Raw genomic sequence first — 12694 nt, 5'->3', positions numbered from 1 at the left:
GGCCGGGGCGGTGCCCGGCTTCGGGCGCCCGGGCAGGCCGCCCCGGTGGGGCGGACCGGTGGGGGTCAGCCGGCCGCCGGGGTCGGGGTGTCGACCGGGTTGCCCTGGGCCGGGACGGCGGGGTTGGCGTGGCCCTCGCCGAACGCGTACGCGTGCAGCTTGCGCCACACCCCGTCCGCGCCCTGCTCGTAGAGCCCGAAGGACGAGCAGGACCACGCCGCCTCGAAGTCGGCCAGCTCCTCGTACGCCCGGTCCATCGCCTCCTCGGAGATGCCGTGCGCCACCGTCACGTGCGGGTGGTACGGGAACTGCAGTTCTCGCACCAGCGGGCCGGAGGTGTCCCGCAGCCGCTGCTGGAGCCAGGTGCAGGCCGAGACCCCCTCGGCGAGCTGGACGTAGACCACCGGGGACAGCGGCCGGAACGTTCCCGTGCCGCTGAGCCGCATCGGGAAGGGCCGGACACCGGCCGCGACCTCGGCGAGATGCGCCTCGATCGCGGGCAGCCGGGAGGCGTCCACCTCGGTGGGCGGGACGAGGGTGACATGCGTGGGGATGCCGTGCGCGGCGGGATCCCCGAAGCCCGCGCGCCGCTCCTGGAGCAGGCTGCCGTAGGGCTCCGGGACCGCGATCGAAACGCCGAGCGTTACGGTCCCCACGTCTTCACTCCTCATGTGGTCGGTCGGTCCGCCGGCCGGTCCGCCGACCGGTCCGCGCGTGGTGGTACAGCCGCCAGTGTGCGGCCTGCACCGCCTCTGAGGCCAGGGCCCTTGGACCGGGCCCTCGGTCAGTGCTTCGCGGGCAGGAAGCCCACCCGCTCGTACGTCTGCGCCAGCGTCTCCGCGGCGACCGCGCGAGCCTTCTCGGCGCCCTTGGCCAGGATCGAGTCCAGCGTCTCCGGGTCGTCCAGGTATTCCTGCGTACGGGTCCGGAACGGCGTGACGAAGTCCACCATGACCTCCGCCAGGTCGGTCTTCAGCGCGCCGTACATCTTGCCCTCGTACTCCCGTTCCAGCGCGGCGACGGAGGTGCCGGTGAGGGTGGAGAGGATCGTGAGCAGGTTCGAGACGCCGGCCTTGTTCACGGGGTCGAAGCGGATGACCGTGTCGGTGTCGGTGACCGCGCTCTTGACCTTCTTCGCCGTCGTCTTCGGCTCGTCGAGCAGGTTGATCAGACCCTTGGGCGTGGACGCCGACTTGCTCATCTTGATCGTCGGGTCCTGCAGGTCGTAGATCTTCGCCGTCTCCTTCAGGATGTACGGCGCCGGGATCGTGAAGGTCTCGCCGAAGCGGCCGTTGAACCGCTCCGCGAGGTCGCGGGTCAGCTCGATGTGCTGACGCTGGTCCTCGCCCACCGGGACCTCGTGGGCCTGGTACAGCAGGATGTCGGCGACCTGCAGGATGGGGTACGTGAAAAGGCCGACGGTGGCCCGGTCGGAACCCTGCTTGGCGGACTTGTCCTTGAACTGGGTCATGCGGGAGGCCTCGCCGAAGCCGGTGAGGCAGTTCATCACCCAGCCGAGCTGCGCGTGCTCGGGGACATGACTCTGGACGAAGAGCGTGCAGCGCTCCGGGTCGAGGCCCGCGGCGAGCAGCTGGGCGGCGGCGAGCCGGGTGTTGGCACGGAGCTCCGCGGGGTCCTGCGGGACCGTGATCGCGTGCAGGTCCACCACCATGTAGAAGGCGTCGTGGGTCTCCTGCAGGGCGACCCACTGGCGGACGGCGCCGAGGTAGTTGCCGAGGTGGAACGAGCCTGCGGTGGGCTGGATTCCGGAGAGCACACGGGGACTGTCAGAGGCCATGCCCCACATTCTCTCAGGTGTGGGAACCGATCCCGGACTGCCGGTGTATCAAAGGTGTGAGGACGCGGGAGGGGGGCCTGATCGTAGAGAAGAGGGGGTCGGCGCGCAGCGCCTCGTCCGAGGGTGGCGGCGGGCGACGGGACGGCGAGGCCGCGGTGATCGCTCGGGTGCGCGCCGGGGAGGCGGAGGCGTACGCGGCGCTGGTCCGCGCCCATACGGCGGTCGCGCTGCGGGCCGCGGTGGCGTGCGGGGCGGGCGCGGAGGCCGAGGACGTGGTGCAGCAGGCGTTCTTCAAGGCGTACCGGTCGCTGGGGCGGTTCAAGGAAGGAGCGGCGTTCCGGCCGTGGCTGCTGCGGATCGTGGTCAATGAGACGAGGAACACAGTGCGCTCGGCGGGGCGGCAGCGGGCCGTCGTCGGCCGGGAGGCGGACCTGCTCGGGAGCGAGCCGCGGATACCGGAGTCGGCGGACCCCGCGGTGGCGGTCGAGGAGCAGGAGCGGCGCCGGCAGCTGCTGGCGGCCCTGGACGGGCTGGGCGAGGACCATCGCCAGGTGGTCGTCCACCGGTATCTGCTGGAGCTGGACGAGACGGAGACGGCGCAGGCCCTGGGCTGGCCGAGAGGGACGGTGAAGTCCCGGCTGAGCCGGGCACTGAAGAAGCTGGAGACGATCCTGCCGGGAGGGGGTGACGAGCATGGCTGAGGAAGGGCTGCCCGAGGAGCTGCGGGCGCTGGGGCGAGGGCTGAAGGTGCCGGACGTGGACGGGGAGTCCATGGCCGAGCGGGTACTGGCTCAGCTGCTGGCCGAGCAGGTGCCGACGCCGGCGCCCCGCGGACGGTTCGAAGGTCTGCGCCGGCGGTGGCGGGCCCTGCTCGCGGCCGTTTCCGGGATTCTGGTGGTCCTGGTGCTCACACCTCCGGTACGGGCCGCCGTCGCGGACTGGCTCGGCTTCGGCGGGGTCGAGGTGCGGTACGACCCGGGGGCGCGGCCGTCGCCGGGCGCCGGGGTGCCGGGGTGCCCGGATCCGGTGCCGCCGGCGGAGGCCGGGCGCCTGGCCGGGTTCGAGCCGCTGATACCCCGCGCGCTCGGCGCCCCGGACGCGGTGACGGTCACGGGGTCGGCCGAGCGCGGGCGGGCGGTGATCAGCCTGTGCTGGCGGGAGGGGGAGGAGATCGTCCGGCTGGACGAGTTCCCGGCCCGGCTGGACATCGGTTTCGGCAAACAGGTCACGACCCAGCCGGAAGCGGTCGCCCTGCCGGACGGCGCGCAGGGCTACTGGTTCGCGGCCCCGCATCTGCTCACCTTCCCGATGACGGACGCGTCCGGCTCGGTATGGACCCACGCGGTCCGCACGGCGGGCCCCACGCTCCTGTGGACGAGGAACGGGGGCGCGCTCACCCTCCGCCTGGAGGGCATAGCGGACCGGGAGCAGGCCCGCCGGACGGCGGAGTCGGCCGGCTGACGGGCCGGCTCGGCCCCCGGGGGCAGGCCGGCGGGCCACCGGACGCGGGGTCCGGTGGCCGGGGTGGCCGGGTGGCCGGACCGGCTCGGTCCCGGGTGGGTCAGACCGGCAGGCCGGGTGCGGGGAAGGCGGCCATCAGCTCCGCGACCTCCGCGCGGATCGTCAGGAGCGCGTCCTCATCGCCCGCGCCCGCCGCCGTGACACCGCGGTCGATCCATGCGGCGACCTGGGCCATGTGCTCCGTGCCGAGGCCCCTGGAGGTGAGGGAGGGGGTGCCGATGCGGACGCCGGAGGGGTCGAAGGGCTTCCGGGGGTCGTAGGGGACGGTGTTGTAGTTGACGACGATCCCCGCCCGGTCCAGGGCCTTCGCGGCGATCTTGCCCGGGACCTCCTTGGGGGTGAGGTCCATAAGGATCAGGTGGTTGTCGGTGCCGCCGGAGACCAGGTCGAAGCCGCGGGCGAGGAGCGCGTCGGCGAGGGCCTTGGCGTTGGCGACGACCGCGTGGGCGTAGTCGCGGAAGGAGGGCTGGGCGGCCTCGTGCAGGGCGACGGCGACCGCGGCGGTGGTCTGGTTGTGCGGGCCGCCCTGGAGGCCGGGGAAGACCGCCTTGTCGAGAGCCTTGGCGTGCTCCTCGCGGGACATCAGCATGGCGCCGCGCGGGCCGCGCAGGGTCTTGTGGGTGGTGGTCGAGACGACGTCGACGTGCGGGACCGGGGAGGGGTGGGCGCCGCCCACGATCAGGCCGGCGATGTGGGCGACGTCGGCGACGAGTACGGCCCCGGCCTCGCGGGCGATCTCGCCGAAGGACGCGAAGTCGATCGTGCGCGGCAGCGCGGTGCCGCCGCAGAAGATCAGCTTCGGCCGCTCCTTGAGCGCGAGTTCGCGGACCTGGTCGAAGTCGATGAGCCCGGTGTCCTCGCGTACGCCGTACTGCACGCCGTGGAACCACGTGCCGGTCGCGGAGACGCCCCAGCCGTGGGTGAGGTGGCCGCCCATCGGCAGGGCCATGCCCATCACGGTGTCGCCGGGCCGGGCGAAGGCCAGGTAGACGGCGAGGTTGGCCGGGGAGCCGGAGTAGGGCTGGACGTTGGCGTGGTCGACGCCGAAGAGGGCCTTGGCGCGCTCGACGGCGAGGGTCTCGATCCGGTCGATGTTCTGCTGGCCCTCGTAGTAGCGGCGGCCGGGGTAGCCCTCGCTGTACTTGTTCTGCAGGACGGTGCCGGACGCTTCGAGCACGGCCTGGGAGACGTAGTTCTCGCTGGGGATCAGCCGCAGCGTCTCGGCCTGCAGTCGCTCCTCGGCGCCGACGAGGGCGGCGAGTTCGGGGTCGGTGGCGGCGAGGGCGGGGTGCGGGGTGGTCATGGCGTTCCTCCGGGCGTTCGACGGATCCCGGGGCGCGACTCGGTCTTCTGGGCAGCGCCGCACGGGACGGATCCCGTGATGCGAACTGGGGGCTCATCCGCCGAAGGCAGGAGGCGGGCGGCATCCAGACGGGATCTCTTGGTTCCCCGTGATGCCCAGGCGGGCGGCATCCCGTGTGTCTGCCGCGCACGGCTCCCCCGGGGTCGCTTCCCCGTGCGCCAGTCGCCGCGCGTGTTCGCAGCCTAAGGGCTGTCGTCGTGCGCCCGCCAGGGATTACGGGACAGCCCTGAGCGGGCGCGTCGTCCGCGAGGTTTCTCCGTCCACCATCCGAGCGACGATAAGAAAGGGGCCACACCCACCCCCGGGCCGCAGGACGAACGGAGATCCCGTGTCGAGGACGCAAGACGCGATCGCTTCCGCGGAGGCGCACAGCGCACACAACTACCACCCCCTGCCCGTCGTGGTCGCCTCGGCGGACGGGGCATGGATGACCGATGTCGAGGGGCGCCGCTATCTCGACATGCTCGCCGGATACTCGGCGCTCAACTTCGGGCACGGCAACCGCCGGCTGATCGACGCCGCGCGGGCTCAGCTGGAGCGGGTGACGCTCACGTCGAGAGCGTTCCACCACGACCGGTTCGCGGAGTTCTGTACGCGCCTCGCGGAGCTGTGCGGCAAGGAGATGGTCCTGCCGATGAACACGGGCGCGGAGGCGGTCGAGACGGCCGTGAAGACCGCGCGGAAGTGGGGGTACGAGGTCAAGGGCGTGCCGGACGGGCACGCGAAGATCGTGGTCGCGGCGAACAACTTCCACGGCCGGACGACGACGATCGTCAGCTTCTCCACGGACCACGAGGCCCGGGACCACTACGGGCCGTACACCCCGGGCTTCGAGATCGTTCCGTACGGCGATCTCACCGCGATGGAGCGGGCGGTCACCGAGAACACGGTCGCGGTCCTCCTGGAGCCGATCCAGGGAGAGGCCGGGGTCCTGGTGCCACCGGCCGGGTACCTGCGCGGGGTGCGGGAGTTGACCCGGGCGCGGAACGTGCTCTTCATGGCGGACGAGATCCAGTCGGGTCTCGGCCGGACGGGGAAGACCTTCGCGTGCGAGCACGAGGGCGTGGTGCCCGACGTGTACATCCTGGGCAAGGCGCTGGGCGGCGGTGTCGTGCCGGTCTCCGCCGTGGTGGCGGACCGTGACGTCCTCGGGGTGTTCCGGCCGGGCGAGCACGGGTCGACGTTCGGCGGCAATCCGCTGGCCTGTGCGGTGGCCCTGGAGGTGGTCGCGATGCTGCGGACCGGGGAGTACCAGCAGCGGGCGACCGAGCTGGGTGAGCATCTCCACGCCGAGCTGGGGCTTCTGGTGGGTGGCGGAGCGGTGGAGGCGGTCCGCGGGCGCGGGCTCTGGGCGGGGGTGGACCTCGTCCCGTCCCGGGGCACGGGCCGGGAGATCTCGGAGAAGCTCATGGACCGGGGTGTGCTGGTGAAGGACACCCACGGTTCGACGATCCGGATCGCTCCCCCGCTGGTGATCGGCAAGGAGGATCTGGACTGGGGACTGGAGCAGTTGCGGGCGGTGCTGTCGGACTGACGACCCCGAAGACGCCGGGGCGGGCGCCACCGTGCGCTGCGCCCCGGTGCGAGGCCGCCCCCGCCGGCGCCCGGCGCCCCGGCAGCAGGCACCCGGGCCCCACCGGCCTCGGCGCCCGGTGCCCGGTGCCCGGTGCCCGGTGCCCGGCTAAAGAATGACGTGCGGCAGGAAGCGGGCGTACTCGTCCGTGACCAGTCCGTCCGACTCCCGGATGCCGAGCCCCGCCGCCTCGTTCTCGACGACCCACGCGCCGAGCACCACCCGGTTGCCGTCGAAGTCCGGCAGCGGGGCGAGGCCCTGGTAGCAGCAGGGCTCGTCGCGTACGACGGCCGGGGCGCCGGGCTCGTGGATCGTCACGCCCGCGCCCTCCCGGCCCAGGAGGGGCTTGGCGACATAGCCGCCGTTCGCGGCCAGTTCACGGGGGCCGTCCAGATAGGCGGGGAGCAGGTTCGGGTGCCCGGGGTAGAGCTCCCACAACACGGCCAGCAGGGCCTTGTTGGACAGGAGCATCTTCCAGGCGGGCTCGATCCAGCAGGTCGTCCCCGTACCGCCGCCGTTGTCGAGGGTGTCCAGGACGTACGGGCCGAAGCGGTCGGTGGTCAGCCACTCCCACGGGTAGAGCTTGAAGCAGCTGCGGATGAAACGGAGCCGGTCGTCCACGAACCGGCCCGAGAGCCGGTCCCAGCCGATCCGTTCGACCGAGAGGGCCTCCGTCTCGAGCCCCGCCTGCTGGGCGGTCTCGCGCAGGTACGCCACGGTCATCAGGTCCTCGCCGAGCTCGTCCCCGTCGGAGTGGACGAAGTGGACCGGGCTGCCGGGCGGCAGCAGGGCGGCCTGTCGCTTCCAGGCGTCGACGAGCCGCTCGTGGAGCGAGTTCCACTGGTCGGCGCCGGGGAAGCGGTCCTCCATCCAGAACCACTGCGGGCTGGCGGCCTCGACGAGGGAGGTGGGGGTGTCGGCGTTGTACTCCAGCATCTTGGCGGGGCCCGTGCCGTCGTAGCGGAGGTCGAAACGGCCGTAGAGGGAGGGGAGTTCGTCCCGGCGGCGCCAGGACTCGGCGACCAGGGAGACGAGCCGGGGGTCGGTGAACCCCAGATCGGCGAAACGGTCCTGCTCGACGATGTGCGCGGCCGCCGCCAGAGACATCGCGTGCAGCTCCTCGACGACCTCTTCGAGCGCCTCGACCTCGGGCAGGCTGAAGGAGTAGTACGCGCTCTCGTCCCAGTAGGGGCGCAGGGAGCCGTCGGGGTAGCGGGTGAGGGGGTAGACGAGCCCCTGCTCCTCCACGGTCCGCTGCCAGTCGGGCCGTGGGTCGATGGTGTGCCGTTCCATGGGGCGGGTCAGCCGCCGCCGGAGCCGGAGCAGCCGAAACCACCGGTGTCGACGGCGGACCTGTCGAAGCTGCCGCCGCTGACCGTGCCGTTCGTCACCCGGCCGCCGTAGTAGTACGAGCCGCGCGTGGAGCTGCCGCTGCCGCTCTCGCACTCGTAGCTCGGCAGCTTCTCGCGCGTCAACGGGTCGACACACCGCTTGTCGGGCTCGGACCCGCACGCGGTGATCGTCGCCGCGAGCACCCCCATACCGCCGAGCACCACCGTGCTCGACCTCAGCCTGCGCATGTCCGTCCTCCCCGTCGCCCGGTCGCGACCGCACAGTTTAGGCCGATGGCCGAGCGCCCCCGCACGAGAGTCGTCCCGTCTCTTCGCGACCCGGCTACGGCAGCACCCGGCAGAGCGCCCGCAGCGCCCCCGCCCAGCCGCTGTCGGGCGGGGTGCCGTAGCCGACGACGAGCCCGTCCAGGGTCCTGGGCACGTCCGGGTGGCGGAAGCGGTTGATGCCCAGGAGCGCCAGGCCCTGCCAGGCCGCGGACCGCAGGACCTCGGGCTCGGAGCCCGGCGGGAGTTCCAGGACCGCGTGGAGGCCGGCCGCGATGCCGCTCACCCGCGTCTGCGGTGAGTGGGCGGCGACCGCCTCCACCAGCTCGTCCCGGCGCCGCCGGTAGCGCAGCCGCATCGCCCGTACATGGCGGTCGTACGCCCCCGACCGGAGGAACTCGGCGAACGTCAGCTGCTCCAGCGAGCTGGACGTCCAGTCCACGTGCCCCTTCGCCGCGACCACCTCGTCCACCAGGCCCTCCGGCAGCACCATCCACGCCAGCCGCAGGCCGGGCGCCAGGGACTTGCTGGACGTGCCCAGATAGACGACCCGCTCGGGGTCCAGGCCCTGGAGCGCGCCGACGGGCTGGCGGTCGTAGCGGAACTCCCCGTCGTAGTCGTCCTCCAGGACCAGGCCGCCGGAGGCGCGCGCCCAGTCGATCGCCGCCGCCCGCCGGTCGGGAGGGAGCGCGCCGCCGAGCGGGAACTGGTGGGCGGCCGTCATCAGAACCGCGCCCACCCCCTTCATCGCGCCCAACTCCTGGGTCCGCGTCCCGCGTTCGTCGAGGGGGAGGGCGGGCAGGCGCAGCCCCGACCGGGCGGCCAGGCCCCAGTGGGCATCGAGCCCGTACGACTCGACCGCCATCTCCCGTACGCGGCGGGCTCGCAGCACCTGTCCCATCAGCATCAGGCCGTGGACGAACCCGGAGCAGATCACGATCCGCTCCGGCCGTGCGTGGACGCCCCGCGCCCGGGCGAGGTACTCGGCGAGGACGGTGCGCAGTTCGATCCGGCCGCGCGGATCGCCGTATCCGAAGGCCTCGTTGGGAGCGGCCGTCAGCGCGCGCCGGTACGCCTTGAGCCATTCGGCACGCGGGAAGGAGGCGAGGTCGGGGACGCCGGGCTTGAGGTCGTACGTCGGCCGGGCGGTGGTGGGCCGGGCCGCTGCCCCGGGTCTGCTCGTGGTCGCCCCGATCGCCCGGCGCGGGACGGCCCGCGAGGCGACCCGGGTGCCGGAGCCCTGCCGGGCGGTCAGCCAGCCCTCGGCGACCAGCTCGGCGTAGGCGTCGGCGACGGTGTTGCGGGCCACGCCCAGATCCGCGGCGAGGGAGCGCGAGGAGGGAAGACGTACACCCGCCTCCAGGCGCCCGCTGCGCACCGCCTCGCGCAGGGCGTCCATCAGGCCCGTACGCAGCTTCGACCCGCGCAGTTCCAGGTGGAGGTCGGCCCCGAAAGTGGCCCAGTCGTTTGCCATGCGAATGGACCATACTCCTGCGCCATCACGACCGTACGGTGAGAGCCATGACGACGATCACGCAGACCACGGCCGCCACGAGCGGTGACACGAAGACCGAGTACGCCCACGAGCACGGCCCCCGTCTCGCTCTCGCCGAGCAGCTCCCCGACTTCTACCGGGCGATGGTCCGCCTGGAGACCGAGGCGGCGAAGGGCGTCGACCCGACGCTCTACCACCTGATCAAGATCCGGGCCTCGCAGATCAACCGCTGCGCGTTCTGCATCGACATGCACACCAAGGACGCGCTCGCCGAGGGCGAGTCGGTCGAGCGGATCGTCCAGCTCTCCGCCTGGGAGGAGTCGCGCCACTTCTACACCGAGCGCGAACTCGCCGCGCTCGCGCTGACGGAGGCCGTCACCGTCCTCACGGACGGCTTCGTGCCCGACGAGGTGTACGCGCAGGCCGCGGCCCACTTCGACGAGAACGCCCTGGCCCGGGTCATCGCCGCGATCACGGTCATCAACGCCTGGAACCGGATCGGCGTCACCACCCGCATGACGCCCGGTCACTACACCCCGGGGCAGTTCAAGAAGTGAGCGCCGAGGCTCCCGCGGAGGCGCTGCGGGCCCTGCACCGCGGACGGGCGGCCGGTGATCCGCTGATCGTGCCGGGCCCGTGGGACGCGGCCTCGGCCCGGGTCTTCGAGCAGGCCGGCTTCCCGGCGCTCGCCACGCCGAGCGCCGGGATCGCCGCCTCCCTCGGGTACGAGGACGGCCGCACGCCGCCCGAGGAGATGTTCGCGGCCGTGGCGCGGATCGTCCGGGCCGTCTCCGTACCGGTCACGGCCGACCTGGAGGACGGCTACGGCCTGGCGCCGAAGGAGCTCGTGGCGCGGGTCCTGCGGACCGGCGCGGCCGGCGTGAACCTGGAGGACTCCGACCGGTCCGGCGGGCTCAAGGACCCACGGCGGCACGCCGCCTGGCTGGCGGAGGTTCGGGCGGAGGCCGGGTCGCGGCTGTTCGTCAACGCGCGCGTGGACACGTATGTGCGAGGGGTGAGCGACCCGGCGGCAGCGATCGAGCGGGCCGGGCTCTACCGGGCGGCCGGCGCGGACTGCGTCTACCCGATCGCCGCGCCGGCGGAGCATCTTGCGTTGCTGCGCAAGGAGATCGGCGCACCGCTCAACGCCCTCGCCGTTCCCGGCGGTCCGTCCTGCGCGGAGCTCGGGCGGCTGGGCGCGACCCGGATCACCTTCGGCGACGGGCTGCTCCTGCGGACCCTTCGCGGCGTCGCCGGACTGGCCGGAGAGCTCGCCGGAGACCGCCACGGGGAGCTCGCCGGGCAGCGTTCCGGGCCGCGGGCGACGCCGGCCGGGCCCGCGCGCCCGGCCTGAAGACGATCGGCCGCCCTCGGCCTCCCCCGGCCCGCGCCGGCCGCCGCCACGAAGAACGGCGCCCCCGGCCGCGGAGGCCGGGGGCGCCGTGGTGCGCTGTTCGGAGGCTCAGATGAGGCCGAGCTCGCGGACCGCGTCGCGCTCCTCCGCCAGCTCCTGCACCGAGGCGTCGATGCGGGTGCGGGAGAACTCGTTGATGTCCAGGCCCTGGACGATCTCGTACTTGCCGTCCTTGCAGGTGACGGGGAAGGACGAGATCAGGCCCTCCGGGACGCCGTAGGAGCCGTCCGACGGGATGCCCATGGAGGTCCAGTCGCCCTCGGCGGTGCCGTTGACCCACGTGTGGACGTGGTCGATGGCGGCGTTCGCGGCGGAGGCGGCGGAGGACGCGCCACGGGCCTCGATGATCGCGGCGCCGCGCTTGGCGACGGTCGGGATGAAGGTGTCGGCCAGCCACTGCTCGTCGTTGACGACCTCGGCGGCGTTCTTGCCGGCGATCTCCGCGTGGAAGATGTCCGGGTACTGGGTCGCCGAGTGGTTGCCCCAGATGGTGAGGCGCTTGATGTCGGAGACGGCGGCGCCGGTCTTGGCGGCCAGCTGCGAGATCGCGCGGTTGTGGTCCAGGCGGGTCATCGCGGTGAAGCGCTCGGCCGGCACGTCCGGGGCGGCGGCCTGGGCGATCAGGGCGTTGGTGTTGGCCGGGTTGCCGACGACGAGGACCTTGATGTCGTCCGCGGCGTTGTCGTTGATGGCCTTGCCCTGCGGCTTGAAGATGCCGCCGTTGGCGGAGAGCAGGTCACCGCGCTCCATGCCCTTGGTGCGCGGGCGGGCGCCGACGAGGAGGGCGACGTTGGCGCCCTCGAAGCCCTTGTTCGGGTCGTCGAAGATGTCGATGCCGCGCAGCAGCGGGAACGCGCAGTCGTCGAGCTCCATGGCGGTGCCCTCGGCGGCCTTGAGGCCCTGCGGGATCTCGAGGAGGCGCAGCTTGACCGGCACGTCCGCGCCGAGCAGGTGGCCGGAGGCGATGCGGAAGAGCAGCGCGTAGCCGATCTGGCCGGCCGCGCCGGTCACGGTGACATTCACGGGAGTGCGGGTCATGGCGATCTCCGTAAGACAGCTGGCGGTGGGGGTCCCTGCCCCTGGTGTCGGATACCCCTCTTGATCGATCGGTGTCTCGACGTGAAGAGATATCCAGCGGTCAGGCTATCCGACCCGGGCCCCGGTGAACCCCCACCCCCTTGTGGTCCGGCTCACGCGCCACCCGACTGCCCGCCAACGACCCCCCGGCCGGCCGTCGATGGGCCGCCGACGGGCCACCGATGGGCCGCCGACCGCCGCCCGTCCGGCTCGACGGCGGGGTTCCTCGCGGCGTCCCGGACGGCGGTATCACCGCTTGCTCGGCGTGCGCCCCCGGAGGTACCGGAATGGTCACCTCCGTGCCACAGGCCGCTGACGGGCCTTGAACCAGCCTTGGCGCGTACATGACCCTTGATCACAGACGGCGCCCGTCCTCCCTCGGGGGAGAGGACGGGCGCCGTCGTGTGCGCCTGGGGGCACGCCCCCTAGGTGACCGTGAGGTGGAGGATGTCCTCCAGGAACGGGATCCTCAGCCACGGATCCGGCTGAACCATGAGGGCGAGCAGCACGATGAGCGTGCCCATCAGCCCGTACGTGACCATGTCGGTGAAGCGCGACCGCACGGCGAGCATCCCGACGGACGGCAGTGCGCGCCGCAGCCCGGCGCCCGTGAGCAGCGCGATCCCGACGAGGATCGCCCCGACCCGGAACGACTGCGGGAACAGATCCGCTCCCACGACGAGCAGTCCCAGGGCGGCCAGACCGAGCACGGTGAGCAACGGCCACTGCCGCGCCGGCGCGGGCGCACCGCCGGGCGCGGCCCTCCCGCCCCCTTCGGGCCGCGCGGTGTCGGTGGTCATGGCGGGGGGCCGCCGCGACCGAGCGCCGACCGCCCCC

At 72.8% G+C, this 12694-nt stretch carries 13 protein-coding genes and 1 riboswitch; of the genes, 5 read left to right on the top strand and 8 right to left on the bottom strand.

What is annotated here, in order from left to right:
- Positions 1-65: 65 nt before the first annotated feature.
- Together J7E93_RS00850 and trpS are read right to left on the bottom strand one after the other, a co-directional pair.
- Positions 66-656 (bottom strand): 2'-5' RNA ligase family protein, encoded by a 591-nt coding sequence (locus J7E93_RS00850; protein ID WP_215065159.1) that lies wholly within the window; start codon positions 654-656, stop codon positions 66-68.
- 128 nt (positions 657-784) lie between these two features.
- Positions 785-1798: a tryptophan--tRNA ligase gene (gene trpS, locus J7E93_RS00845; protein ID WP_215065157.1), complete on the bottom strand. Its 1014-nt coding sequence runs from the start codon at positions 1796-1798 to the stop codon at positions 785-787.
- Positions 1799-1854: 56 nt separating this feature from the next.
- Here trpS and J7E93_RS00840 point away from each other — a divergent pair, with 56 nt between their 5' ends.
- The gene (locus J7E93_RS00840) at positions 1855-2499 is read left to right on the top strand and encodes an RNA polymerase sigma factor (RefSeq protein ID WP_374105343.1); all 645 of its coding nucleotides are present in this window, start codon (positions 1855-1857) and stop codon (positions 2497-2499) included.
- Positions 2492-3259, top strand: coding sequence for a hypothetical protein (locus tag J7E93_RS00835; protein WP_215065155.1), 768 nt, complete (start codon positions 2492-2494; stop codon positions 3257-3259). The genes J7E93_RS00840 and J7E93_RS00835 overlap by 8 nt, the downstream gene beginning before the upstream one ends.
- Positions 3260-3359: 100 nt before the next feature.
- Here the strand turns inward: J7E93_RS00835 and glyA are convergent, their stop codons facing one another.
- Positions 3360-4622 carry a serine hydroxymethyltransferase gene (gene glyA / locus J7E93_RS00830; RefSeq protein WP_215065153.1) on the bottom strand — a complete coding sequence of 421 codons (1263 nt, stop codon included), beginning with the start codon at positions 4620-4622 and terminating at the stop codon, positions 3360-3362.
- A gap of 146 nt (positions 4623-4768) precedes the next feature.
- A riboswitch (ZMP/ZTP riboswitch) is annotated at positions 4769-4858 on the bottom strand.
- A gap of 152 nt (positions 4859-5010) precedes the next feature.
- Between glyA and rocD the strand changes: the two genes are divergently transcribed.
- Entirely contained in the window at positions 5011-6216 is a 1206-nt protein-coding gene (gene rocD / locus J7E93_RS00825) for an ornithine--oxo-acid transaminase (protein ID WP_215065151.1), read from the top strand.
- 147 nt (positions 6217-6363) lie between these two features.
- Here rocD and J7E93_RS00820 read toward each other — a convergent pair whose 3' ends face one another.
- From J7E93_RS00820 to J7E93_RS00810, 3 genes are all read right to left on the bottom strand, one after another.
- Positions 6364-7548: a glutathionylspermidine synthase family protein gene (locus J7E93_RS00820; RefSeq protein WP_215065149.1), complete on the bottom strand. Its 1185-nt coding sequence runs from the start codon at positions 7546-7548 to the stop codon at positions 6364-6366.
- An 8-nt stretch (positions 7549-7556) separates the two neighbouring features.
- Positions 7557-7835 carry a hypothetical protein gene (locus J7E93_RS00815; protein ID WP_215065147.1) on the bottom strand — a complete coding sequence of 93 codons (279 nt, stop codon included), beginning with the start codon at positions 7833-7835 and terminating at the stop codon, positions 7557-7559.
- 94 nt (positions 7836-7929) lie between these two features.
- Entirely contained in the window at positions 7930-9345 is a 1416-nt protein-coding gene (locus J7E93_RS00810) for a PLP-dependent aminotransferase family protein (RefSeq protein WP_215065145.1), read from the bottom strand.
- 47 nt (positions 9346-9392) lie between these two features.
- Here J7E93_RS00810 and J7E93_RS00805 point away from each other — a divergent pair, with 47 nt between their 5' ends.
- Entirely contained in the window at positions 9393-9923 is a 531-nt protein-coding gene (locus J7E93_RS00805; protein WP_215065143.1) for a carboxymuconolactone decarboxylase family protein, read from the top strand.
- Positions 9920-10720, top strand: coding sequence for an isocitrate lyase/phosphoenolpyruvate mutase family protein (locus tag J7E93_RS00800; RefSeq protein ID WP_215065141.1), 801 nt, complete (start codon positions 9920-9922; stop codon positions 10718-10720). Before J7E93_RS00805 ends, J7E93_RS00800 begins: the two co-directional genes overlap by 4 nt.
- 108 nt (positions 10721-10828) lie before the next feature.
- Here the strand turns inward: J7E93_RS00800 and J7E93_RS00795 are convergent, their stop codons facing one another.
- Positions 10829-11818 (bottom strand): malate dehydrogenase, encoded by a 990-nt coding sequence (locus J7E93_RS00795; protein WP_215065139.1) that lies wholly within the window; start codon positions 11816-11818, stop codon positions 10829-10831.
- Between the two features lie 464 nt (positions 11819-12282).
- Positions 12283-12694 (bottom strand): DUF3017 domain-containing protein (locus tag J7E93_RS00790; RefSeq protein WP_215065137.1); only part of this gene is annotated, 412 nt, incomplete at its 5' end.

The organism is Streptomyces sp. ISL-36, from assembly GCF_018614205.1.
Taxonomy (GTDB): domain Bacteria; phylum Actinomycetota; class Actinomycetes; order Streptomycetales; family Streptomycetaceae; genus Streptomyces.
Note: the sequence above shows the minus strand (reverse complement) of the source record. Positions and strands in the feature narration are given on the sequence as shown.